20 protein-coding genes are annotated in these 22,841 nt (G+C 62.5%); 13 read left to right on the top strand and 7 right to left on the bottom strand.

The features are described from left to right. Positions 1-90: 90 nt before the first annotated feature. The gene (locus HNE_RS14550; protein WP_011647917.1) at positions 91-1,197 is read left to right on the top strand and encodes an NADH:flavin oxidoreductase; all 1,107 of its coding nucleotides are present in this window, start codon (positions 91-93) and stop codon (positions 1,195-1,197) included. Positions 1,198-1,282: 85 nt separating this feature from the next. After that, on the top strand, positions 1,283-1,828 hold the full coding sequence (locus HNE_RS14545) for a DUF3833 domain-containing protein (protein WP_011647916.1): 546 nt from the start codon (positions 1,283-1,285) through the stop codon (positions 1,826-1,828). Positions 1,829-1,836: 8 nt separating this feature from the next. On the opposite strand, the gene HNE_RS14540 is transcribed toward HNE_RS14545, so the two are convergent. Further along, on the bottom strand, positions 1,837-2,565 hold the full coding sequence (locus HNE_RS14540; RefSeq protein WP_011647915.1) for a hypothetical protein: 729 nt from the start codon (positions 2,563-2,565) through the stop codon (positions 1,837-1,839). A gap of 74 nt (positions 2,566-2,639) precedes the next feature. Then, positions 2,640-4,340, bottom strand: coding sequence for an AsmA family protein (locus HNE_RS14535; protein ID WP_011647914.1), 1,701 nt, complete (start codon positions 4,338-4,340; stop codon positions 2,640-2,642). A gap of 165 nt (positions 4,341-4,505) precedes the next feature. Between HNE_RS14535 and HNE_RS14530 the strand changes: the two genes are divergently transcribed. The 7 genes from HNE_RS14530 to HNE_RS14500 all read left to right on the top strand — a co-directional run bounded on the left by HNE_RS14530 (position 4,506) and on the right by HNE_RS14500 (position 14,691). Further along, positions 4,506-6,851 (top strand): ATP-dependent helicase, encoded by a 2,346-nt coding sequence (locus HNE_RS14530; protein ID WP_011647913.1) that lies wholly within the window; start codon positions 4,506-4,508, stop codon positions 6,849-6,851. Positions 6,852-7,335: 484 nt separating this feature from the next. After that, entirely contained in the window at positions 7,336-8,376 is a 1,041-nt protein-coding gene (locus HNE_RS14525; protein WP_011647912.1) for a rod shape-determining protein, read from the top strand. A gap of 38 nt (positions 8,377-8,414) precedes the next feature. Next, the gene (gene mreC / locus HNE_RS14520) at positions 8,415-9,449 is read left to right on the top strand and encodes a rod shape-determining protein MreC (RefSeq protein WP_011647911.1); all 1,035 of its coding nucleotides are present in this window, start codon (positions 8,415-8,417) and stop codon (positions 9,447-9,449) included. Between the two features lie 2 nt (positions 9,450-9,451). Next, positions 9,452-10,003 (top strand): hypothetical protein, encoded by a 552-nt coding sequence (locus HNE_RS14515; RefSeq protein ID WP_011647910.1) that lies wholly within the window; start codon positions 9,452-9,454, stop codon positions 10,001-10,003. Further along, positions 10,000-11,955, top strand: a complete 1,956-nt coding sequence (gene mrdA, locus HNE_RS14510) for a penicillin-binding protein 2 (RefSeq protein ID WP_011647909.1) — start codon at positions 10,000-10,002, stop codon at positions 11,953-11,955. The genes HNE_RS14515 and mrdA overlap by 4 nt, the downstream gene beginning before the upstream one ends. Next, positions 11,952-13,187: a rod shape-determining protein RodA gene (gene rodA / locus HNE_RS14505; RefSeq protein WP_148205901.1), complete on the top strand. Its 1,236-nt coding sequence runs from the start codon at positions 11,952-11,954 to the stop codon at positions 13,185-13,187. The genes mrdA and rodA overlap by 4 nt, the downstream gene beginning before the upstream one ends. Positions 13,188-13,269: 82 nt before the next feature. Then, on the top strand, positions 13,270-14,691 hold the full coding sequence (locus HNE_RS14500; RefSeq protein ID WP_011647907.1) for a sodium-dependent transporter: 1,422 nt from the start codon (positions 13,270-13,272) through the stop codon (positions 14,689-14,691). 599 nt (positions 14,692-15,290) lie between these two features. Here the strand turns inward: HNE_RS14500 and HNE_RS14495 are convergent. After that, a complete protein-coding gene (locus tag HNE_RS14495) occupies positions 15,291-15,641 on the bottom strand; it encodes an SMI1/KNR4 family protein (protein WP_011647906.1) in 351 nt (116 codons plus the stop codon). Positions 15,642-15,731: 90 nt separating this feature from the next. Further along, on the bottom strand, positions 15,732-16,721 hold the full coding sequence (gene pip, locus HNE_RS14490) for a prolyl aminopeptidase (RefSeq protein ID WP_035591530.1): 990 nt from the start codon (positions 16,719-16,721) through the stop codon (positions 15,732-15,734). Between the two features lie 111 nt (positions 16,722-16,832). Here pip and HNE_RS14485 point away from each other — a divergent pair, with 111 nt between their 5' ends. Next, positions 16,833-17,447, top strand: a complete 615-nt coding sequence (locus HNE_RS14485; RefSeq protein WP_011647904.1) for a hypothetical protein — start codon at positions 16,833-16,835, stop codon at positions 17,445-17,447. Here the strand turns inward: HNE_RS14485 and HNE_RS14480 are convergent. Continuing rightward, positions 17,429-17,812 carry a DUF423 domain-containing protein gene (locus tag HNE_RS14480; protein ID WP_011647903.1) on the bottom strand — a complete coding sequence of 128 codons (384 nt, stop codon included), beginning with the start codon at positions 17,810-17,812 and terminating at the stop codon, positions 17,429-17,431. The two genes, HNE_RS14485 and HNE_RS14480, sit on opposite strands and share 19 nt — an antisense overlap. 25 nt (positions 17,813-17,837) lie before the next feature. After that, a complete protein-coding gene (locus tag HNE_RS14475; RefSeq protein WP_011647902.1) occupies positions 17,838-18,254 on the bottom strand; it encodes a PaaI family thioesterase in 417 nt (138 codons plus the stop codon). 103 nt (positions 18,255-18,357) lie between these two features. Between HNE_RS14475 and HNE_RS14470 the strand changes: the two genes are divergently transcribed. Further along, on the top strand, positions 18,358-19,470 hold the full coding sequence (locus tag HNE_RS14470) for a hypothetical protein (protein ID WP_011647901.1): 1,113 nt from the start codon (positions 18,358-18,360) through the stop codon (positions 19,468-19,470). Here HNE_RS14470 and HNE_RS14465 read toward each other — a convergent pair. Further along, positions 19,467-20,084 (bottom strand): GNAT family N-acetyltransferase, encoded by a 618-nt coding sequence (locus tag HNE_RS14465; protein WP_011647900.1) that lies wholly within the window; start codon positions 20,082-20,084, stop codon positions 19,467-19,469. The two genes, HNE_RS14470 and HNE_RS14465, sit on opposite strands and share 4 nt — an antisense overlap. Before the next feature lie 121 nt (positions 20,085-20,205). On the opposite strand from HNE_RS14465, the gene HNE_RS14460 reads away from it, so the two are divergent. Together HNE_RS14460 and HNE_RS14455 are read left to right on the top strand one after the other, a co-directional pair. Then, the gene (locus HNE_RS14460; RefSeq protein WP_011647899.1) at positions 20,206-22,119 is read left to right on the top strand and encodes an ABC-F family ATP-binding cassette domain-containing protein; all 1,914 of its coding nucleotides are present in this window, start codon (positions 20,206-20,208) and stop codon (positions 22,117-22,119) included. Positions 22,120-22,345: 226 nt separating this feature from the next. Further along, positions 22,346-22,744 (top strand): hypothetical protein, encoded by a 399-nt coding sequence (locus HNE_RS14455; RefSeq protein WP_035591533.1) that lies wholly within the window; start codon positions 22,346-22,348, stop codon positions 22,742-22,744. The last annotated feature ends 97 nt before the right edge of the window (positions 22,745-22,841 follow it).

Raw genomic sequence — 22,841 nt, 5'->3', positions numbered from 1 at the left:
GGGGTGCCGCCCCTATACTGTAACGTCAATGGTTGACGCAGACCGGACACTTGCCCACTTCATCACCCGGTAAACTCAAGGAAACCGCCAATGACCCGGACCCTGTTCACGCCTTTCCGGCTGAAAAACGTCGAACTTCCCAACCGTATCGTGATGGCGCCGATGACGCGCTCCAAGTCTCCAGGCGGCGTTCCAGGCGAAGATGTGGCTGATTATTACGCCCGCCGTGCCGCCGCCGATGTGGGCCTCCTGATCACCGAAGGCACCACGGTGCGCCGGGGTGGCTCGTCCAACGACCCCAATGTTCCCAATTTTTACAAGGCAGACGCGCTCGATGGCTGGTCGCGGGTTGTCTCCAAGGTTCACGCCAATGGCGGCAAGATTGCCCCCCAGATCTGGCACCAGGGCATGGTGCGCAAGACCGGCACCGGGCCGGAGCCTGATGCGCCCACCGACAGCCCCTCGGGCGTCACCCATACCGGCAAACAGATTTTGCCAGAGCCGACCAGCGCCGATGTCGACGACATGGTGATGGCGTTTGCAGACGCGGCCGCTGAATCCAAGCGTCTCGGCTTCGATACGCTGGAAATCCACGGCGCCCATGGCTACCTCGTCGACCAATTCTTCTGGGACGCGATGAACAAGCGCTCCGACAAATATGGCGGCAGCCTCACGGACCGCGCGAGCTTTGGCGGCGACATCATCCGTGAAATCCGCAAGAAGGTCGGCCCGGATCATCCGATCATCCTGCGCTATTCGCAGTGGAAGCAGCAGGACTATACCGCCCGCCTGGCGCCCACGCCGCAGGAGCTGGAAGCGTTCCTCAAGGTGTTCGTGGATGCGGGCGTTGACTGTCTGCACGTTTCCCAGCGCCGCTATTGGGAGCCTGAATTCCCTGAGATCGACGGCGAACACGGCCTCAATGGCGCCGGCTGGGCAAAAAAGCTGACCGGCCTGCCCACCATCACGGTCGGCTCGGTTGGCCTCAACGGCGATTTCGAGAAATCCTTCGCCGGGGAAGGCGCTCCGCGCCGTTCACTCGACGACCTGGAAGCGCGTCTCGACAAGGGCGAGTTTGATCTCGTCGGCGTTGGCCGCGCGGTCCTTCAGGACCCGGAATGGGCCAAGAAGGTCAAGGAAGGCCGGTTCAACGAGATTTCCGACTATAACGGCAAGGCGCTGGCGACGCTTTACTAGGCCGCCCGCCACTGCGAACACATCCAGTCTGGTCCGGCCTGCGTATCGGTTGAATAAGTTCAACCAGCAGACCGGACCAGATCTCATGCGTGTTGCCCGTATCCTTGCGCCCGTTCTTGCTGCCGGGGTTGCCTCGGCGGCTGTCACAGGATGCGCATCTTCTTCCTCGCTGGAACAGTTTCAGGACGCCCCGCGCCAGCTGGTTCTGGAAGAGTATTTCCTGGGAGAAACCTCCGCCTACGGCCTGTTCGAGGACCGGTTCGGCAAGGTGCGCCGCCAGTTCAAGGTGGACATCACTGGCGAGCTCGTCGGCGACCGGCTGACCCTGACCGAGAATTTTCTCTATGATGACGGCGAACGCGAAACCCGCATCTGGGAAATCGACGTGCTCGGCGATGGCCGCTATCGCGGCACCGCCGGAGACGTCACCGGCGTCGCCGAAGGACAGGTTTCCGGCAATGCCTTCAACTGGAAATACAAGGTCGACCTGAAGGTCGGCGGCAGCACATGGAATGTCGGCTTCAATGACTGGATGTTCCTGATGCAGGACGACGTGCTGCTCAACCGCGCCTATGTCACCCGCTACGGCATCGAGATCGGCCAGGTGACGATCGCGTTCCGCAAAAGCTGAAGGCCGGATCAGGGCAACATCAACACCAGCTGAACAATCGCGAAAGCAAACACCGGCAACATCTGCGTAATCCACACGCTGCGCCGGATCGCGCGCTCATCGGCCTCGCTGATCTGGTCTGCCCCCTCGGCGCCGGGCCAGTCGGGCCGTGAGGCGCCCCATAGCGTGAGAAATCCGCCATCGCCTCTGGCCAGCGGCAACTGGCGCATGCCCGTTCCGGCTTTCCGCGCCAGCGCGCGCGCCGCGTCGCCTGCCAGCGTCGTATAGTCCAACGTCTTTGGGATCGGCCGATCCTCGCCGATCAGGATCACCCCGCGAGACTTCAGCCGGATGGCATAGACACGGTTGATGGTGGTGAGGCCCATCGCGTGGGTGGCTTCCTCGCGCCATTCGATAGCCTTGATGGAAGCGTAGGCGAGGGGGCCGGAGAGCGCAGGCGCCGGGCCGAAGAGAAGGCGCCCATGGGGCAGGCGCAACCAGGCTTCACCCGCGCCCAGCGAAACACGCCAGCCCCATTTCATCCGGCAATCGCGCAGAACGATGCCCGCCAGGGGCACAAAGAATGCGACTGTCACGCCCAGCACCAGCGCCGCGATCCATTCCCCGTCCATCAGCACCGCTGCCGTACCGCCCGCCATGCCGATCAGCAACAGCCAGAGAAGCGCCGTTGTGAAACCAATGCCAAGCCGGGCAGCCAGGCTGAACCGGAAATCGTCGTTGGGCGGTTTTGCAGTCATGGGGCGGCATCCGGTTGCTACCCCTATAGGCGTCACAAGCAGGCATAATGGGTCATGAGGAATTCCACGCCCGGCTACTCGCGGGTCGTTTCCGCGCGTGCCAGAATATCTGCGCAGGGCGCATCGGGCGTATCGCCCAGCTCGATGAAGGGCAGGGCTGCAAGCCCGCCCGTCACGCTGGCAAGCGCGGCCGCAATGCCAATCTGCAGCGCAATTTCAGGGTTCAGTACCGAGAGCCGCGGAGAGCGGAATGTTCCGCTGATCGTCAGATCACCGACAAGCGTTCCGAAAGAGGCGTCCTTGGCTTCCGACTGTACCCGCAGGTCCAGGGTTTCCTGCTTCAGGTCAATTTCGCCATTCAGCAGAACCAGACTGTCCTCGGTATCGATCAGGGCAGGGTCCATGGCGCCGATGCCGTCGGTGAAGGCCACGGAAATAGCGGCGCACTGGCCGGGCGTATAAACTTCCTCACCGGCGCGTTCGTTCAGCAGAAGGAGTATTTCGCCCACATCCAGCGCCGCGCCCTCTGCGACAATCGCCAGAAGGTCTGCGTCCTGAGACCAGGTGGAAAGGCGCCCATCCAGGCTGCCGGCCGCCTCGCGAAACCCGTCGCCGCGCGCGTCGAGTTTGAATTCTCCGAACACGGTGCCTTTCACATAGGGATCGGCGGCGAGATTGGCGAAGGGTACACCGATCAGCTTGCCTTCGGCCGTTGTCATGGCTGGCGATTGCGAACCATCAAGGGTTACATAGGAGGACAGCTGCCCTTCTGCGAAACGCACTTCCAATACCGGCGCGCGCACCACCCGGCCTTCAATTTCGATCTCGAGCTTCAGGCCGCGAATGTCAAAAATGGCGTCGCTCACCTGATTTGCCTCAAACGTGACGGTACCGTCCACCGCGTCGAGCCTTGTGAAATCGATCACGGCGTTCGGGATCAGCCGGGGGCTCTCATCCAGAATGCGGCGCGCGCGTTCCTGTTCTTCGCCCACCGTTTCATCCGCCCCCACACCAATGGGCACACCAAACACAATGCCCAGATCGTCAAAGTCAAGGTTGGCTGAGCGCAGATCGGCATCAATTATGGGCGTGCCGCCGCCAAACTGAATATTGAGTGGGCCGGCAAGATCACTGTCGCCGATCCGGGTTTCGGGCCGGAAATCGAATGTCCAGAGATCACCGCCGATGCGGATGTCTGCCACGGCGTCATAGGGCGGCGTATCGGGCGCGGCGAAACCGGCTAGCCAGGCAAAATCGGCGAAATTATCGCCCGCCAGCCGCAGGCGGCCAGACAGGCTGGAAAGGGTAGAGGCTTCCGCGCTGCCTTCAAATTGCAGGGTCGAGCCACCGCCTGAAGCATCAATGTTCAGCGCGCCAGAGCGCAGCGAGCCTGACGCGGTCTTGATGGCAATCACATTGGTCAGATCATTTCGGGTATAGCGCACGTCGATGTCGCGGATCGAAACCTCGTCGATCAGGGCGCGTAATTTGCGCAGCGAGAAATCGCCGCTCTCATCGCCGCCGGGCGCCAGAGCTATATAGCCGCGCTCCGCGTCCGCGCGCGACACCCAGCTCACTCCGGGGATAAAGCCGAAGAGGTTGGCCCGGATGGTCCCGCCCTCAATCTCGACTTTTTCGGGGGCTTCAAAGTTCTGAAAATCGAGCGTGGTGACGCCCGGAAACCTTGTATGCGCCCGGCTGACGGACGCCCCGTCCGGCCCCCAGATACCAAGGGCCCAATTGGTGACCGGCGTGCCGAAGGCCGGAAACGTCATGAGGATCAGGAAGAGAAAAATCCCGGCGAAAAAAGCGCAAACTGCGCCTATGGCAATCTGCAGGCCGCGAGGTATCTGGCGAAAATTCATGCCTCTCTAACGCGGCAAAACCGATTCGGTTCATAATGTGCAGTCAGACCTGCCTATTATGGCAGGCCCTGCTATATGTTCCTGATGAGTTCTAACCCGAATCGTCTCTCCATCAGCCAGATGGCATCTGCCCGCCCGCCCGTGCCCACGGGCGATGGCGCGGCCTATCTCAATGGCCTGAACCCGGAGCAGCGCGACGCCGTGCTGCACACCGAAGGCCCGCTGCTGGTGCTGGCCGGTGCCGGTACGGGCAAGACGCGCGTGCTTACCTCGCGGCTCGCCCATATCGTTGCCACGCGCCTTGCCTATCCCTCGCAGACGCTGACGGTGACCTTCACCAACAAGGCCGCCCGCGAAATGCGCGAGCGGGCCCAGGCATTGCTGGGGGACGCGGGCGAGGGGCTGAGATGGCTCGGCACGTTCCACTCCATCTCGGCGCAGATCCTGCGTAAGCATGCCGAGCTCGTCGGCCTGAAATCCAGCTTCACCATCCTCGATACCGACGACCAGATCCGCCTCTGCAAGCAGATCGTCCAGGCCGAAAACCTTGATCCCAAGCGCTGGACCCCGCGTTATCTCGCCGGTCTCATCGATGGCTGGAAGAACCGCGCGCTGACGCCCTCAAAGGTGCCGCCCGAAGAGGCCGAACTGTTCGGCAATGGAAAGGCGATCAAATGCTACGAGATCTATCAGGCGCGGTTGAGGGTGCTCAACGCCTGCGACTTTGGCGATCTGCTGATCCACAACATCACGATCTTTCAGGAAAGCCCTGATATTCTTCGCGAATATCATGACCGCTTCCGCTACATTCTGGTCGATGAGTATCAGGATACCAACGTCGCTCAGTATCTCTGGCTGCGCCTCCTCGCGCAGGGCTCGAAGAACCTCTGCTGCGTGGGCGATGACGACCAGTCGATCTATGGCTGGCGCGGCGCCGAGGTCGACAACATCCTGCGCTTCGAGAAGGACTTTCCCGGCGCCAAGGTCGTTCGCCTGGAGCGTAACTACCGCTCCACCCGCCACATCCTGGCGGCCGCTTCCAGCGTCATCGCGCACAATAAGGGCCGTCTCGGCAAGACGCTGTATGTCGGCAATGACAGCGCCGTAAACGAGGATACCGACGCACCGAAGGTAAAGGTGCGCGGCCTCTGGGACGGGGAGGCGGAAAGCCGCCTGATCGCCGACGACATCGAAAGCTGGGTGCGCGGCGGCGGGCGCCATGATGGCTGCGCCGTGCTCGTGCGCGCCTCCTGGCAGATGCGGGCGTTTGAAGAACGCTTCATCCTTCTGGGCATTCCCTACCGCGTCATCGGCGGCCCGCGCTTCTTCGAGCGCGCCGAAATCCGCGATGCAATGGCCTATCTGCGCCTCATCCGCTCGCCTGATGATGACCTGGCATTTGAGCGCGTGGTGAACGAGCCCAAGCGCGGGGTGGGGGATACCAGCCTCGCCAAACTGCAATCCTATGCCCGCCAGGACGGGCGCAGCCTGTTCACGCTCACCCCTATGGTGCTGCAAACCGATGAGATCAAAGGCGGCGCCAAGCGCGGCCTGACGACGTTCATCGACCAGATCAACCTCTGGCGCGGCAAGCTCGCCGGTGGGATGCCGCACACAGAACTCGCCGAGATGATCCTCGAAGAGTCCGGCTATACCGACATGCTGCAGAAGGACCGCAGCCCTCAGGCGCAGACCCGGCTCGACAACCTCAAGGAACTCGTCCGCGCCATGGGCGAGTTCGACACGCTGGCCGGCTTCCTGGAACATGTGGAGCTGGTGATGGACGCCTCGGCGGGCGGAAACGGCGAGGATCAGGTGCAGATTCTCACCCTCCACGCCGCCAAGGGCCTTGAATGGCCAGTGGTTTTCCTGCCCGGCTGGGAAGAGGAAGTGTTCCCCTCCCGCCGCAGCCTCGATGAAAGCGGCCTCAAGGGCCTCGAGGAAGAGCGCCGCCTCGCCTATGTCGGCATCACGCGCGCGCGGGAGCGGTGTTACATCTCCTTCGTCGCCAACCGGCAAATTTACGGCCGCTGGCAGGCGGTGATGCCCAGCCGCTTCATTGACGAGCTGCCGCCCGAACATGTCGATGCTGTCTCGGAGACAGGCTATTCCGGCCTGCCCGCCAGCGCCGACGCCTTTTCCGGTACGATCGAGGATCTGGGCGAGCGCTCTGATTATCAGAGCCCCGGCTGGAAGCGCCTCAAGGAAAATGCAGGCCGGCCCACAGGCGCCCCGCCACGTGATGCTGCCGGGCTGACCGCCACCGCCTCGGGCACTTCCGGCTTTACCACCGGCGCCCGCGTCTTCCATGACAAGTTTGGCTATGGCCGCGTCGCCTTCTCCGAGGGCAACAAGCTGACCGTCGATTTCGACAAGACCGGCCGCAAGAAAGTCATCGCCACCTTCGTGACGAAAGCCTGATTTCCGGCGTCCTGGAGATTTGCAGCGCCGGAAGGCGTTTGCCAGGCAACGGGGGGCAGGGGTGCCCGGCGACACAGTATGGCTGGGAGAGGGATAGCAATCTGTGCGTACCTTCTCCGGCGCTGCAGGTGAACCGTCCCATAAGCCGGGCAAACCAGATCCGAACGCGGCGTTCATATTCCGCTCACCAAACCCGCCTTCAGCGACTCACGGGCAGTCAAACGTTAACAGAACGCACCTTTCTGTTTACTTATTGTGTACGATCCGTACCATGCTTCCTGTAGAGGCAGCCTGCCTGGCATCACAGAGCCCCTTTGGAATCAACGGATTTCGCCTACCGGAACGCCCCGTTCCGATTATGTGATGAGCAGACCTTGCTTTAAAGCGGCGTTAACGGCAGATGGTGTATGGGGCTGTCATCAGGAATGTGCGCGTTACCGGGTGGAACGATCCGGACCGTTTCAGAAAAGAGCTTGAGATTAGCATGATCGGTAGCCTCCTCGGCCTGTTGTCCACAGACATGGCCATCGACCTCGGGACCGCGAACACCCTTGTCTATGTCAAGGGTCAGGGCGTTCAGCTCGATGAACCTTCCGTTGTCGCTTACATGACCCAGGGCGGCCGAAAGATCGTCTATGCGGTCGGCGAGCAGGCGAAAAACATGCTCGGCAAGACGCCCGTGAACATGGAGGCCATCCGCCCCATGCGCGACGGGGTGATCGCAGACTTTGAAGTCGCCGAGGAAATGATCAAGCATTTCATCCGGAAGGTTCACAACCGCCGGGCGTTTGTCTCCCCCCTCATCATCATCTGCGTGCCCAGCTCCGCCACAAGCGTTGAGCGCCGCGCCATCCACCAGTCTGCGCTCGCCGCCGGCGCCCGCCATGTGGAACTGATCGAAGAACCCATGGCCGCCGCCATCGGCGCCGGTTTGCCGATTGATGATCCGGCCGGCTCCATGGTCGTTGATATTGGCGGGGGCACCTCGGAAGTGGCGGTCCTCTCCCTTGGCGGCATCGTCTATTCGCGCTCCGTGCGTGTGGGCGGTGACAAGATGGACCAGGCAATCGTCAACTATCTGCGCCGCGAGCAGAAAATTCTCATCGGCGAAATGTCTGCCGAGCGGATCAAGAAGGAAATCGGCACCGCGATGCCGCCTGAAAACGGCACCGGCATGGCGCTGACCGTGCGCGGCCGCGGCACGCTGGACGGCGTTCCGAAGGAAACCGAAATCACCGAGGCGATGATCGCCGAAGCGCTGCGCGAGCCGGTCACTGACATTGTGGACGCGGTGAAAATCGCGCTGGAAGCTATGCCCCCAGAGCTGGCTGCGGATATTGTCGACCGGGGCATCGTGCTGACGGGCGGGGGCGCACTGCTGCGCAATCTTGATGTGGTCATTCGGAATCAGGCACAATTGCCTGTGATGATCGCGGATGATCCGCTCAAATGTGTGGTCAACGGGTGTGGCCATGTCCTCGAAAATTATTCAAAAATGAAAAGCGTCCTCTGCCCGGAAGTCTGAAGTCTCAGGCAGCGCGGACGGCGAGGGAGCCAGAATAAATGGCGCGCTTCGGGCCAACAGGTCAGAAAACAGCGGCCCGCGGGGCACGCCGGCTGACGCTTGGCGTTTTGATGGCGGCCGCCTTTGCGCTGCTCGTGGCCCAGTCCGCGCCCCAGATTTCCGAATTCTTTGTGCCCGCGCGCACTACGGTCAGCGACCGTCTGCGCGCGCCCAGCGAAATCAGCCTCTGGGCCCGCATCACCGGCCAGGCAGAGCGGGAACGGCGTGTGCGCGCGCTTGAGAACGAAGTCCGCGATCTGGCCCGTTACAAGGCCGCGGCCATTTCGATGGCCGACCGGCTGGAAGCCTATGAGCGTATCCTCAACCTGATGGGCGAGCCGCCTGAAAAGGGGGTTACCGCGCGGGTCACCACTGAAGTCGACGGGCCATTCTCGCAGACCCTGCTCGCCAATGCCGGCGAAATGCAGGGCGTTGAGCCGGGCGCTGTGGCGGTCAATGAAGGCGGGCTCGTTGGCCGCGTCATCCATCTGGGCGAGCGGTCTTCGCGCATCCTGCTCATCAGTGATTATTCCAGCCGCCTGCCGGTGCTGGGTGAAGTCAGCGGCGTGCGGGCCATCATGTATGGTCAGGACCGGGAAGGGGGGCGTCTTAGCGACCTTCCCGAAGACGCCGATTTTGTCGAAGGAGAACGTATCCTGACCTCCGGTGATGGCGGGGCTTATCCGCGTGGCCTGGTTGTGGGTTCGGCCGGCAAGGATGCCAGCGGCTGGCGCGTGCGCCTCGCTATGCGCGATCATGGCGGCACCTATGTGCGGATGATCCAGCCCCCTGAAATCATTGCGCCGGTGGCCGAAGTGCCGCCGCTGCCGGATGAAGCTGTGGCCGAAGGCGCTGAGGGCGCGCCCGCAACGCCTCCGGCTGAAGCGCCCCCGCAATCCCCCCCGGTGACGCAAGCTCCGGCCCAATCATCACCTACGCCATCGCCTTCGCCATCAACGGCGCCATCAACGACCCCCGCGCCCTCGCCCCCGGCCGCGGAAGCCGCTACCATCCCGCCGCAGGAGGGCCAATAAGCATGGCCAGCGGCAAGCTCAGACGGCGGAAGAAATCCCTGTGGAGCCAGACAGCGCCCAGCGCGCGGCTCGCCTTTGGCGCCTTCTTCATCGTGTTGACGGGCGCGATCGGCATGTTGCCGCGCGAAGTCTTCGGCATTGCCATCGCCTGGCCCTTTGCCGCGCTCTGGGGCGCGATGGGTTGGGGCCGGGTCGGCCTCGCCATCCGCCCGATGATCCTGTTGACCCTGTTTGGCCTGATGCAGGACATCGTTTCAAACGCGCCGCTGGGCTGCTTTGCGGTCATCAATCTCGCCGTATACGGATTGAGCGCGGGGTTTACCCATCAGACCGACGGCATGCGCGACGCGCTGGTGGCCATCCTTGGCCCGGTTGTCATGCTGCTGATAGCGCTGGTCCTGATCTGGATTTTCGCCAGTGTGACGAGCGACCATCTTGTGCGCTCGACACCGATCCTGGCCTCGATCATCACCACAGGGCTTGTCTATCTCGTCGGATACCGCATGTTTGATCTTGGGCGGCGGCCGGGTGAGCCATCAGGGCAGACGACATGAGCCGGAAAAGTAAAAACGCTGATGAGATGTTCGACCGCCGCATGTTCATGGCGGCCGGTGTAGGCGGTGTTGTCTGGGCAACCCTCGTCAGCCGCCTGTTTCAGCTGCAGTTTCTTGATGCCGAGCGCTATCAGGATCTGGCCGAAGCCAACCATGTGAAGCTCGTGCTGGCCCCGCCTGAACGCGGCCAGATCCTTGACCGATTCGGGCGCCCGCTCGCGTCCCAGCGTCAGGCAGGCCGCGTTTCGGTCATCCCGGAACAGATGAGCGATCCCGAAGCGGTGCTGAACCGTATCTCCAACCTGATCGACCTGCCCGATGCACGGCGCACGCGCCTGCTGGAGGATATTCGCAATGCACGCCGGCGCAATTCGGCGTTCCTGCCGGTCATCGTGGCCCAGGAGCTGACATTCGAGGAATTCTCCCGGATGCAGGTCCATGCCGTGGAGATGGCCGGTGTCGACGTGCAGATGGCCTCGACGCGGTCCTATCCGCGCGGCCGCGATTTCGGCCATGTGCTTGGTTATGTTGCGCGCGCCAGCGGCGAAGACCTTGAGCGTATGACCACTGGCCTCGCGCCGGAAGACGCGCGCATTTATCAGGAGATGTTCCGCCATCCGGATATGCGGACCGGGCGTCAGGGGATGGAACGCTTTGCCGAAGACTGGCTGCGCGGCCGTCCCGGGCGGCGCCGTGTCGTGGCCAACGCGCATGGCCGCCCGCTCTGGGAGCTGCAGCAGGACCCGAGCCAGGCCGCTGTTCCGGGCAAGGACCTTTATGTCACAATCGATTCGGAGCTTCAGCGCGTCGCGATTGATCGCTTCGAGGGCGAGAGCGGGGCCGCTGTCGTCATCGATATTGAAAATGGCGATGTGCTGGCAATGGTCTCCACGCCGGCTTTTGATCCCAACGGGTTCGTCAACGGCATTTCCAGCGCCGATTATGCGCTGCTGCGCGATGATCCGCGCTCGCCGCTGTATCCGCGCGCGCATGGCGGGGTCTATCCGCCCGGCTCGACCTTCAAGATGGTGGTGGCCACCGCCGCGCTCGAGGCTGGCGTCATCAAGCCGGAAGAACGCATCCGCTGCCCCGGCCATTACCGGTTCGGCAACCGCACCTGGCACTGCTGGAAACGCCCCGGCCATGGCGCCATGAACATGCACGACGCCATCAAACAGTCCTGCGACGTGTATTTCTATGAAATCGCGCGCCGGGCGGGCGTCGAGAAAATCGCTGAAGTCTCGCGCAAGTTCGGCTTTGGCCATACCTGGGTCCTCGGCATGACCGGCGCCCGTGGCGGCCTGGTGCCAGATCCCGAATGGAAACAGAAAAACCGCGGCGAGCCGTGGTTTGAAGGCGAAACGCTCAACTTCGGCATCGGGCAGGGGCAGCTGGGCACCACGCCGCTGCAACTTGCCCTGATGACCGCGCGGATCGCCGCCACCGGCGCGCCCATCCGTCCCCGGATGATCGGCCTCGGCCCAGTGGATGAAGATGACGCGCTGCTCGACGCGCCGCTCGACACCGAGATCATGGAACGCATGAAGGCGGGCATGTACGGGGTAACATCCGAAGGTGGCGGCACGGCCTATCGTTCCGGCGATCTTGGCCTCGGCGGTCCGCGCCTGGCCGGCAAGACGGGCACCGCGCAGGTCCGCCGTATCACCGAACAGGAGCGCCGCTCGGGCGTTCGCGGCGGCGAAGACATTGCCCGCGAGCTGCGCGACCACGCCCTGTTCGTGGCCTATGCGCCTGCGGACAATCCCAAATATGCCATCTCCGTCATTGTGGAGCATGGCGAAGGCGGCTCGCGTACTGCCGCGCCGGTCGCGCGCGACATCCTCGCCGCTGCCATCCGCATGAACAGCGGCCGCACGCCCAATTATGCCCGGCGCGCCGCCACGCGGCCCGAAGTCGTCCCGCCCGAAATCAACACCGGTGACCCGGCATGAGCCGGGACGGCTTTACCGGCTTCACGCGCGGCGAAGCCCGTGTGCGCACCGCGTCGTCTTCCTTGCAATTTGCCGAGCTTGGCCCGTTCAGCAAGCTGGCGCGGATGCCCTGGGGCATCATCTTTCTCATTGTCGGCGTCGGGCTCGTCGGCGTCGCCATGCTGTTTTCGGTCGGCTGGGATCCTGTCGCCCAGGCCCCTTCGGCCAGTGAAGCCGGCCTCTGGCGCGAACAGCTGACCCGTCTCGGCATCGGCTTTGTCATCATGATCGGCCTGGCGCTCCTGCCGCTGGGTATCTGGTCGCGGCTCTCCTGGCTTGCCTATCTGGGCGTTGTCGTTCTTCTGGTTCTCGTCGACTTTTTCGGCATCATGGGCGGGGGCGCTGCCCGCTGGCTGAAGATCGGTCCCCTGATCATCCAGCCCTCAGAGCCCGCAAAACTCGCCGTTACGCTTGCCGTTGCCAGCTATTACCAGCGTATGATGCCGCTCAATGGCCGCTCCCTGCCATTCTGGGTCCACCTTGGCGCGCTCGTGATCATTCTCATTCCCGCCGCCCTTGTCTTCAAACAGCCCAACCTGTCGACCGCCCTGGCGCTCACCGCGTCGGGCGTGTTCATCGTGTTCTTCGCCGGCATCGGCTATCGCTACGTGATCGGCGCCCTGGTTGCGGGCGTTGCCGCGATCCCCGCCATCTACACCTTCGTCCTGGAGCCCTACCAGCGAGAGCGCGTCGATACGCTGATCGCCGGCATCACCGGCCAGACCACCAATGGCCTGGGCGAAAGTTACCAGATCGAGCAGGCCAAGATCGCCATCGGGGCGGGCGGCTTCAATGGCCGCGGCTATCTCCAGGGCATCCAGTCCCAGCAGGAATATGTGCCCGAACAGCATACGGACTTCATCCTCACGGTGATTGCCGAGGAGTTCGGCTTCATCGGCTCGGTGGGCCTGCTCACGGTGTTTGGCTTCCTGTTCGTCTGGTCCTTCCGGGTGGCGGCGCGCAACCGCAGCTGGTTCGGGCGCCTGGCCACCATCGGGGCCACTTCCACCATCGGTTTCTTCACCATCTTCAACAGCGGCATGGTGCTGGGCCTGCTGCCGGTGCTGGGCATGCCCCTGCCGCTTATCTCGTATGGCGGCACCGCGCTGATCACGGTCATGGCCTGTTTCGGGCTCATTCTTTCGGCGCATTTGCACCGCGACGAAAAGCTGACAACCCACCGTGTTATCTGACCCGGAATTGCGCCATTTGCGTTGATTTCTGACCGCTTGCCGCTACGGTCCCGCCAAACATTGCCTCTGGGGAGCGTAATTCATGGCAGATATTGGTCGCAAGTCGGAAACCTTCAGTTCGCGATTTGGCTTCATCATGGCTTCGGTCGGATCGGCCGTCGGTCTCGGCAATTTCTGGCGGTTTCCCTACACGGCCGGTGAGAATGGCGGCGGCGCCTTCATCCTCATCTACATTCTCTGCGTGGCATTCATCGCCTTGCCGCTTCTGATGGCGGAATATGCGATGGGCCGCAAATCCGGCATGTCGGCCATTGAGGGCGTCCAGTCTCTCGCCCGCGCTGAAAGCCGCAGCCAGAACTGGGGCATCGTCACCTGGATCGGCTCGCTCACAGCCTTCTTCATCCTGAGTTTCTACATGGTCATTTCCGCCTGGCTGATCGCCTATGTGATCCAGGCCATCGGCGGAAACCTGAGCGGCACCACAGCCGAAGAATCCGGCCAGAACTTCCTCAACACCATCGGGCAGGGCGAACATCCGCTGAACTCGAAATGGTATATCCTGATGCTGCTCGGCCTGTTCATCGTGGCTAACATCTATGTCGTCGGCCGGGGCGTGAAGGGCGGGCTGGAGCGCGCCGCCACCATCCTGATGCCGCTGTTCTTCGTCATGGTGCTTGTGGTGGTCGGCTTCTCGCTTGCCAATGGCGATGTGGCGCGCACGGTGTCCTTCATCTTCGAACCCAAATGGGAGGATGTCGGCTTCAAGACCTTCCTCGCCGCCCTCGGTCAGGCCTTCTTCTCCATCGGTGTCGGCGTCGGCCTGATGATCACCTATGGCGCCTATCTCGACCGCGCCACCAGCATCCCGAAATCCTCCGTCATCATTGCGGGCTCTGACACATTCGTGGCGCTCATCGCCGGCTTTGCCATCTTCCCCATCGTGTTTGCGGCCGGCCTTAATGAAGGCTCCGGCCCCAGCCTGTTCTTCGTCTCCATGCCGGTGGCCTTCGAGGCCATCCCCGGCGGGGCCATCTTCGCCGTCATTTTCTTCTCGCTGGCGCTGTTTGCTGCCTTCACCTCATCCATCTCGCTGATGGAAGTGGGCGTGTCCTGGCTTGAAGAACGCCAGGGCGTCACGCGCATCGGCGCAGCGTCCGGCGTCGGCTTTGTCCTCTTCATGGTCGGGGCGGCGTATGTCTTCTCGCTCGAATATCTCGACTTCATGGACTTCATGACCGAAGGCCTGCTGCTGCCGCTCGGCGGTTTCCTGGCTGCAATCTTTGCCGGCTGGATTCTCAGCCGCGAGATGCTCACCTCCGAACTCGGCGAGGGCACGATCATGAATGCCTGGCGGTTCCTGATCCGCTGGTTCGTGCCGCCCTTCATCGGGCTCGTCCTGGTGTTCGGCTTCATGGACAAGATCCAGGACCAGTATCACGTCCAGCTGCCTGGCGTGCTCGAGATGCTTCTCGGCCCTAACTATGAACTGGCAGGGCAGGAGTAGTTACGCTTCAACTGGGCCTGTCCTCCCGCGGAGGATGGGCCCGATGTTTAAGCCAGGGTGAGAGGAAGCTAATCGCCGAGAGCGGTCATTGACTCAGCACTGCGGCACGGGCTCTCGCATACGGAAAAAGTCCATTTACGATAAGACCAGTCGCTCTTCAAACCAACCGAGCCTCTTCTGATCGCCAGTTAAATGTCTTCAAACTTCGTCCGCGACCACTCGTGAAACAATAATCCTCGAGCTATTACCGCGCTCTTTTTTCCCGAAGGCAGAATCTCGTAAATGGCAACGGAAAACCGTTCTGCTACCGAGGGATCAACACTCGGATGAAACCCTAGAAACAAGCTTCGGTCGCCGAAAACAGCATGTAATCCTGGACTGCTCACCTCCGACGCCTGATCGTACAAGTCAGGTGCCGGATCAAAGGCCACACGAAACTTTGGGGGTAGCTGATCGGTTGGTGGAACAACGATCAACACAAACCCATGAGATGTGAAGTTTGGCAATTCTAGCGGTCCTTTCTAAAGCGCAATGAAGAGGCCCGCGCCTCAATTGCCTGGTATTTGAATGTACCAAAACTCGCCGAAATCGATCACTGGCTAGACTTCACCTTGGGCGATCAATTCAAGATACTCGGGGAAGGAGGGACGGATTGATTTGGTTTTGTGGTTGGCCTCGTTGCGTTCGTGGCTCCACCACTCGATTGATCCGTCAACGAAGCGCAGAAGCACAAGATTGCCGTAGCCATCATTGCCAATAGCCAGAGTGCCCGGAGGAATAACGTCTTGCACGGTGCGTTGGGTTTCGACCAATTCCCCGATACTAAAGGGAGTTTGGCGATGGTCGTCATCAGACGGGCGATGCAGTCTCAGCCACTCGAGATATTCTTTCGGCAGAATTCCGCCAGCCGTCTGCTCGGCACGCGATATGATTTCATCGAAGTCAGCCACCCAGCACCCCGTGGTTTGAGTTTGAAGAGATCAGGCGCTTTTCCCAGGGGGCGCAACGGGCCAATTCCCGCCCCCCAAATCTCTGCGCTCCTAAACCCTGAAGCGCGAGCCCAGCTTGTCCGCAAAATCATCGGTCGCCTGAACAAGACGGTCGATGATGCCGGGCTCCATGGAGGAGTGGCCGGCATCGGGCACAACATGCAGATGCGCCGCTGGCCAGGCTTTGGTCAGTTCCCAGGCGGTCGAAAGCGGCGTCACCACATCATACCGTCCGTGGACGATCACACCGGGCACCTTGCCCAGCTTGGCTTTGGCCTGCGTCAGCAGCCAGTTATCCGTCTCGAAAAACCCGCCATTGACGAAATAATGGCATTCGATTCGCGCGAACGCGTCGACGAAATCATCCTCGTTGAACCGCGGCGGCGTGGTCATCGGCCCTTTGATCGACAGGGTATGGCCTTCCCATTGCGACCAGGCGCGGGCCGCCTCGATGCGGGCTTTGGGATCGTCGCCCGTCAGGCGCCGGTGGAAGGCCTGAAGCAGGTCTCCGCGCTCTGCTTCCGGGATGGGAGCCAGATACTGATCAAAGGCGTCGGGAAACAGGCGGCTGGCGCCGGACTGGTAGAACCAGTCGATCTCCGCCTTGCTGACCAGGAATATCCCGCGCAGGACGAGGCCGAGCACCTTCGACGTATGGGTCACCGCATAGGCGAGTGCCAGCGTCGAGCCCCAGGAACCGCCGAAAACCAGCCAGTTTGAAACCCCGGCATGTTTGCGCAGTGCCTCAATATCCGCCACCAGATCCCAGGTCGTGTTCTCGCGAAGCTCCGAATGGGGCGTCGAGCGGCCACATCCGCGCTGGTCAAACAGGAAGATCCGGTAACGGTCGGGGTCAAAGAACCGGCGCATTTCCGGGCTGGACCCGCCGCCGGGGCCGCCATGTAACGCAACCACGGGGATACCTTTCGGATTCCCGGACTCTTCCCAGTAGATTTCATGTATATCCGAGACACGAAGGCGTCCGGATGCATGAGGTTCATGCCGGTGATACAATATACGGCGGGACTGGCGTCTGTTCATGCGCTCTTCACTTATGGTCAGCCACAATGCCTAGCGTGACTGGACTTCTCTTATCCACACCCATAGTGTTAATGACACTTGGGGAAGTTGGCTGCTGACGGGTGGCAATTGATGCGTAGCGTTCTTGTTTGTGTATCCCTAGGACTTCTGGCGGGATGCGCAACTGTTTCGGTCGTTCAAGGCGAAACGACTGTTGAAACGGCTCTGACCAAGAGCCAATCTGCGCTGCGCCAAACGTCTGATGCCTATTGCGATCACCTGGCCGAGCAGGGCTGGGCGGAGGCCGATAAAGGCCTCGCCGGCTTTGCAGACCTGCTGATCCGCGGGCGGAGCGCTTCCCAGCCTGAAATTCCCGCCTACGCGTCCGACATCGGTGCCGACTCCCGCGCGCCTGTTCTGGTCCTCGCCAAGATTTCCGCAGACAGCGAATCGGCGCGCTCCGGCCTGGAAGAGGTCACCCGCGAAGCGCGTGAAGTTCTCGACAAATCCGTTGCCGACGCCTCCAACCGGAATGATGTCATTGCCTATGAGCGCGCGCTCGTCCGTGCGCAGATGGCCCATCGCAGCTTCCTGGAAGCGCTCGACATCGTAACCGCCCGCGCGGACATGGATGTCTCACCCATCAAGGCAGAACTGAACGCGTTTTCCGACTCCATTGATGAAGCCCGCCGCGTCGCTGACGATCTGGCCGAGCGGTATACCGGCTCTTACGGCGTTTCGTCCTGAGCCCGGCCCGCTGAGGCGAGCCCGCCCAGCCCGATCATCACCCAGCCTGCCAGCATGCCGATACCGCCCACCGGCGTAATCGCGCCAAACCAGCGCGGCGCGCCCAGCGCCATGGCGTAAAGCGTGCCTGCAAAGATCACCGCGCCACCCAGCATCAGCCAGCCGCCGGCCGCGATCTTGCCGCCTCTGCCCGAAAGCCCCGCCGCCAGAGCCGCGCCCGCATGGGTGAGGCCGTACAGCGTTGCCGTCTGCCACCATTGCGTGCCTTCGCCAGTCAGCGCGCCCTCCAGCGCATGCGCACCAAACGCGCCGAATGCGACAGACAGAAAGCCAAACAGGGCAGCAGCCGGAATCAGCCGGATCATGACGGGGCCTCGTAATGGTGACAGCTCAGCCCTTCCGGGGCAGGGCATAGGTCACGATAGCGTGGCTCGATGGCTTGTCAGCGTGCTCAATGCGCACATCCACTTCGATGATCGCCAGCGCCTGGCCCATCTTCATGATCTTCCCCTCGGCGATCACCACCTTGCCGATGCAGGGGCGCAGGAAGTTGATGTTCAGATTGCTGGTCACCGTCATCGGCTCCAGACCCGTGAGCGTCATGATCGCCATATAGGCGGCGGTGTCGCAGAGGCTCATCTGCGTCGGCCCGGAGATATAGCCGCCAGGGCGCAGATGCGTTTCGTCTGCCTCCAGCCGGATCACCGCCCGGCCAGGCTCCATCACCACCACCTGGTTCTGGTCTCCGCGTCCCGGAAAGGCCTTGGCCAGAAACGCATTTGCCTCGCTGGCGGTGAATTTTGACATGGCGCCCTCCCGTCGCGGCACCGCTTGATCGGCGCGCCGCCTCGCGCAAACCTAACCTCTGAGACCCACCCGCCAAGAGGTCACCTTAAGGAAGGACTACCCCATGCTGACTGCCGGAGACGAATACCCCATCCACCAGACACCCGAGCCCGTCGCTTTCTCAGGGTCCGACCGCAATTTCTACGACCGCTATTTCTTCAACGGCTACAGCGCCGACGGCAAAACCTTCTTCGCCGCCGCCATGGGCGTCTACCCCCATCTCAACGTCATCGACGGCGCCGTCTCGGTGCTGCGTGACGGGAAACAATCTTCGGTCTTCTTCTCCCGCCCGCTGAACATGGAGCGGATGGACACCTATGTCGGCGGCCTCTCGGTCACGGTGATCGAGCCGCTGAAGCGCGTCCGCCTGAAGCTGGAAGAAACCGAAGGCATCGCGCTAGACGTTGAATTCACCGGCCGCGCCTTCCCGATCGAGGAGCCTCGCTTCACCCGCCGCATCGGCCCGCGCATGATGATGGACCTCACCCGCATGACGCAGAACGGCAGCTGGTCGGGCAAGCTGCGCATCGACGGCAAGGAAATCGCCGTCAAGCCAGACGACTTCACCGGCACGCGCGACCGCAGCTGGGGCGTGCGCCCCATCGGCGCGCCCGATCCACAGCCCATGCACCCGCCGGTCCCGCCCCAATTCTACTGGATCTGGGTGCCCACGAACTTTGCCGACATGGCGATGTTCTACCATGTGAACCATGACGAACACGGCGACAGCTGGAACACCCGCACTTCCATCTGCCCGGACGGCGCGCCCCAGGGCGCCGGCCTGCATCTGGGCGACGTCAATATGGACGTGCGCTACGCCAAAGGCACCCGCCGCATGGCCACGGCCACCCTCACGGCCAAAGACCCGTCAGGAAATCCGCATACGGTCGATTACGAACCCATGGGCACCTTCCTCATGAAGGGCATCGGCTACAACCACGCCAAATACCGCCACGGCGTGTTCCATGGCGACCAGCTGATGACCGCGCGCGAAGATTACGAGATCGCCAAATCCCCCTGGAACGAGATCGAAAACCTCCACATCCAGGAAATCGTCCGCGCCACGCATAAGGGCCCGGATGGCAAGGTCTCCGTCGGCGTCGGCGCTTACGAGCAGCTCTTCCTCGGCAAGCACGCGCCCAGCGGCTTCAAGGACATCCTCGACGGCGCGGCTTAAGCCACCGCCGTCCTGCGGCGGGGCAGGGGATGGACGGCGAGCGCCTCGCGCAGATCGTCCATCGCCTCGCCCGCGCCCAGCTCGCTGAGGCGCGTGGCCACCTCACGCGCGTCAAACCGAAAGGAAATCACATTCCCGTCGCGCCCGGCGGCCTTGCCACCATTGGCCTGGAACAGCTTCCGAGCCGGCGCATTCTCGGCCAGCATTTCGGCGGTAAACCGCGTAATCCCGGCCGCAATCGCATCGTGTACCACCGCCGCCATGAGCAGCCGCGCCAGCCCCTTGCCATGATGTTCGTCCAGCACGCCCATCGCCAGATCGGCCTCGTCGCTCTGGCCCCGGCGCACGGCGCGCACCACGCCCATCAGCGGCGCCCCGGCCACATTCAGGTCCAGCGCGCCCCAGGCAATGTGATTATACCCGTCCACGGCGACGAGCTGGTCAATTACGGCATCGGGCAGGGTCGGCGCCCCGGAAAAGAAGCGTAAATACCGCGAATGCTCTGAAAACTTAGAGATAATGTCCACTTCACGCGCCCGGTCCTGCGGCCCGATAGGGCGCAGGAACACCGCGTCTCCGGCCTTCAGCCGTGTGGAAAAGCCTCGCTGGGTCATGCGAAAGATTTGTGCACTGCAACATGACGAGAAAAGGGCCAGCGTGCAGCCTGCGTCATTATGAGCGGTCATTTGCGCAAAGCGGGCTGTTTTTTGCCGCCGGGCGGGTTAAAGCCCCGCCATGTTGGAAATCAAGAACCTCGATTACCGGGTCGAAGCCCGCCCGCTGTTTGATGCTGCCTCTGCGCGCGTGGCGGCCGGCTGGAAAGTCGGCCTCATCGGACGCAACGGCACGGGCAAGTCCACGCTCCTGCGCCTCATCCGCGAGGAAATCGCCTCGCCGGGCAAGGACAGCCCCATCCGCCTGCAGAATGGCGCCCGCCTCGGCTGGGTCGCTCAGGAAGTCGCCCCCACCGACCAGACCATCCTCGACGTCGTGCTGGAGGCAGACGCCGAGCGCCACGCCCTGATGCTGGAATCCGAAACCGCGACCGACCCCGACCGGATCGGCGACATCCACGCGCGCCTCTTGGATATCGACGCCTGGACCGCCGAGCCCCGCGCCGCCGAAATCCTCATGGGCCTCGGTTTCCAGACTGCAGACCTCGCCCGCGCCACGCGCGAATTCTCCGGCGGCTGGCGCATGCGCGCCGCCATCGCGGGCGCGCTTTTCGCGCAGCCAGACCTGCTGCTGCTCGACGAGCCAACCAACTATCTTGACCTTGAAGGCGCCGCCTGGCTCGAGGGGTATCTCCGCCGTTATCCCAACACCGTCCTCATCGTCAGCCACGACCGCGAAATGCTCAACCGCTCGGTCACCCATACGATGGCGCTGGAACACCGTAAGCTGATGATCACGCCCGGCGGCTATGATGACTGGCTGAAACTGCGCGCGGCCAAGCTCGCCCAGCTCGAAAGCCAGAAAACCAAACAGGACAAGGATCGCGCCCACCTCCAATCCTTCGTCGACCGCTTCCGCGCCAAGGCCTCCAAAGCCCGCCAGGCGCAGTCGCGCATCAAGATGCTGGAGAAGATGCAGGAAATCTCGATTCCTTTAGAGGAGCGCGCCGCGCCCTTCAATTTCCCCGCGCCCGAAAACATGCTCGCCCCGCCACTTCTGGAAATTGAAGACGCCTCGATGGGCTATGGTCCGCAGGCGGTCATTCTCAAGGGCGTGAAACTCCGCATCGATCCGGACGACCGCATCGCCATCATCGGCACAAACGGGCAGGGCAAGACCACGCTCGTCAAATCGATTGCCGAGCGCCTGCCGCTGCTTGGCGGCAAGCGCCGGATGCCGAAGAAAGTCGAGATCGGCTATTTCTCGCAGGACCAACTCGATGAACTCAGCATCGGCGACACGGTCCTCGAACACGTCATGCGCGCGCTGCCCGCCAACACGCCCGTCGCCAAACAGCGTTCGGTCGCCGCGCAACTCGGCTTTTCCCATGAGAAGGTAGAAACCAAGGTCGAGAAGCTCTCGGGCGGCGAAAAAGTCCGTCTTATTCTGGGCCTCATCGGGCTCGCCCGCCCGCAAGTCCTCATCCTCGACGAGCCGACGTCTCACCTGGATATCGACAGCCGCGAAGCGCTGATCTACGCGCTGAACGACTTTGCCGGCGCGGTCCTTCTGATCACGCACGATGTCTATCTCGCCGAGGCCACCGCCGACCAGCTCTGGCTCGTCAAGGACGGCAAGGTCGCGCCCTATGCCGGCGACCTCTCCGACTACCGCGCCCTCGTCATGAGCTCAGACCGCGACAAAGGCGGCGCCGCCAAGCCCGCCGCCCCCGCTGCCGTTGTGGTGGAAGACCCCGTCGACAAAGCCGAACAACGCCGCCGCGCCTCCCAGGCCCGCGAATCCGCCGCCCCGCTGAAAAAGAAGGCCGACGCCGCCGAAAAAGCCTTCGAGAAAGCAAACGGCCGTATCAAGACGATTGACCTCGAACTCTCCAAATCCGGCCTCTCCCCGCAAAAGATCACCGAGCTTTCCGTCGAACGCGGCAAACTCGAAGCCGAAGCCGCCAAAGCCGAAACCGAATGGCTCGCTGCGCTGGACGCCTATGAAAGCGCCGTAAAAGAGGCGGTGGGCTAAGCCCTCACCTCCCACGCCCCGCCCCAAGCGCAACGCCACTTACCCCTCTCCCGCTTGCGGGAGAGGAGGGGCCCGCACTCGAAGAGTGTGGGAGGTGAGGGCCTTCCGCCCTATCCAACAAACCCAACCCCCGCCGCCGCAAAAATCCCCATCCCAATCAACCCCTTGCAAAAAACTTCCGCAAACCTTCCCCACCCCCTCCGCCGGCGGACATATACTCGTCCCCATGCCGAGCTTCACGCGCCTCCGCAGACATCCAGACTTCGCCGGGTTCTTTGATCTGGTGCATCCCTTCTTCTGGCCGGTGCTGTTCTGGCAACTCATCCGCGCGTCGAAATACATCGCCAAGCTCGGCTGCCGCGAAGCCCTTGTGGACGTGAACGGGTGGGGCTTTGTCACCATCGCCTTCCTCGGCGACCGAGACCCCAGCCCCTCTGCCTACAGACCACTCGTGGCAACGCGCAAAGCCTGGGACGATCCCTGCTGGTCGACCTCGCTCCCGGTGGACCTTCTGCCCGAAGCACAGCCTCTTTTCTTCCCCTGCACAGGCGGGGGAAGTGGCAGGGCGCAAAGCGCCCTGACGAAGGGGGTCTGCACGTTCACCCCGCACGCCGACACCTCCTAGCGTTAAACTGATCCCGAATTCAGCCCCGCACACCGGTCAGCCTTCGCTGCGTCCGGCCAAACCTGCTGCCCAAAAAAACCACCTACACCCACCCGGG

Source organism: Hyphomonas neptunium ATCC 15444, assembly GCF_000013025.1.
In the GTDB taxonomy this organism is placed as follows: domain Bacteria; phylum Pseudomonadota; class Alphaproteobacteria; order Caulobacterales; family Hyphomonadaceae; genus Hyphomonas; species Hyphomonas neptunia.
Note: the sequence above shows the minus strand (reverse complement) of the source record. Positions and strands in the feature narration are given on the sequence as shown.

Excerpts from the sequence above, each read along its gene's own strand:
- HNE_RS14475 (WP_011647902.1), bottom strand. The coding sequence starts at position 18,254 with ATGTCAAAATTCACCGCCAGCGAGGCAAATGCGTTTCTGGCCAAGGCC.
- HNE_RS14485 (WP_011647904.1), top strand. The coding sequence starts at position 16,833 with ATGCGTAGCGTTCTTGTTTGTGTATCCCTAGGACTTCTGGCGGGATGC.
- rodA (WP_148205901.1), top strand. The coding sequence starts at position 11,952 with ATGAGCCGGGACGGCTTTACCGGCTTCACGCGCGGCGAAGCCCGTGTG.
- HNE_RS14530 (WP_011647913.1), top strand. The coding sequence starts at position 4,506 with ATGTTCCTGATGAGTTCTAACCCGAATCGTCTCTCCATCAGCCAGATG.
- pip (WP_035591530.1), bottom strand. The coding sequence starts at position 16,721 with ATGAACAGACGCCAGTCCCGCCGTATATTGTATCACCGGCATGAACCT.
- HNE_RS14500 (WP_011647907.1), top strand. The coding sequence starts at position 13,270 with ATGGCAGATATTGGTCGCAAGTCGGAAACCTTCAGTTCGCGATTTGGC.
- HNE_RS14460 (WP_011647899.1), top strand. The coding sequence starts at position 20,206 with ATGTTGGAAATCAAGAACCTCGATTACCGGGTCGAAGCCCGCCCGCTG.
- mreC (WP_011647911.1), top strand. The coding sequence starts at position 8,415 with ATGGCGCGCTTCGGGCCAACAGGTCAGAAAACAGCGGCCCGCGGGGCA.
- HNE_RS14540 (WP_011647915.1), bottom strand. The coding sequence starts at position 2,565 with ATGACTGCAAAACCGCCCAACGACGATTTCCGGTTCAGCCTGGCTGCC.
- HNE_RS14550 (WP_011647917.1), top strand. The coding sequence starts at position 91 with ATGACCCGGACCCTGTTCACGCCTTTCCGGCTGAAAAACGTCGAACTT.
- HNE_RS14545 (WP_011647916.1), top strand. The coding sequence starts at position 1,283 with ATGCGTGTTGCCCGTATCCTTGCGCCCGTTCTTGCTGCCGGGGTTGCC.
- HNE_RS14480 (WP_011647903.1), bottom strand. The coding sequence starts at position 17,812 with ATGATCCGGCTGATTCCGGCTGCTGCCCTGTTTGGCTTTCTGTCTGTC.
- HNE_RS14465 (WP_011647900.1), bottom strand. The coding sequence starts at position 20,084 with ATGACCCAGCGAGGCTTTTCCACACGGCTGAAGGCCGGAGACGCGGTG.
- mrdA (WP_011647909.1), top strand. The coding sequence starts at position 10,000 with ATGAGCCGGAAAAGTAAAAACGCTGATGAGATGTTCGACCGCCGCATG.
- HNE_RS14515 (WP_011647910.1), top strand. The coding sequence starts at position 9,452 with ATGGCCAGCGGCAAGCTCAGACGGCGGAAGAAATCCCTGTGGAGCCAG.
- HNE_RS14525 (WP_011647912.1), top strand. The coding sequence starts at position 7,336 with ATGATCGGTAGCCTCCTCGGCCTGTTGTCCACAGACATGGCCATCGAC.
- HNE_RS14470 (WP_011647901.1), top strand. The coding sequence starts at position 18,358 with ATGCTGACTGCCGGAGACGAATACCCCATCCACCAGACACCCGAGCCC.
- HNE_RS14455 (WP_035591533.1), top strand. The coding sequence starts at position 22,346 with ATGCCGAGCTTCACGCGCCTCCGCAGACATCCAGACTTCGCCGGGTTC.
- HNE_RS14535 (WP_011647914.1), bottom strand. The coding sequence starts at position 4,340 with ATGACGTTTCCGGCCTTCGGCACGCCGGTCACCAATTGGGCCCTTGGT.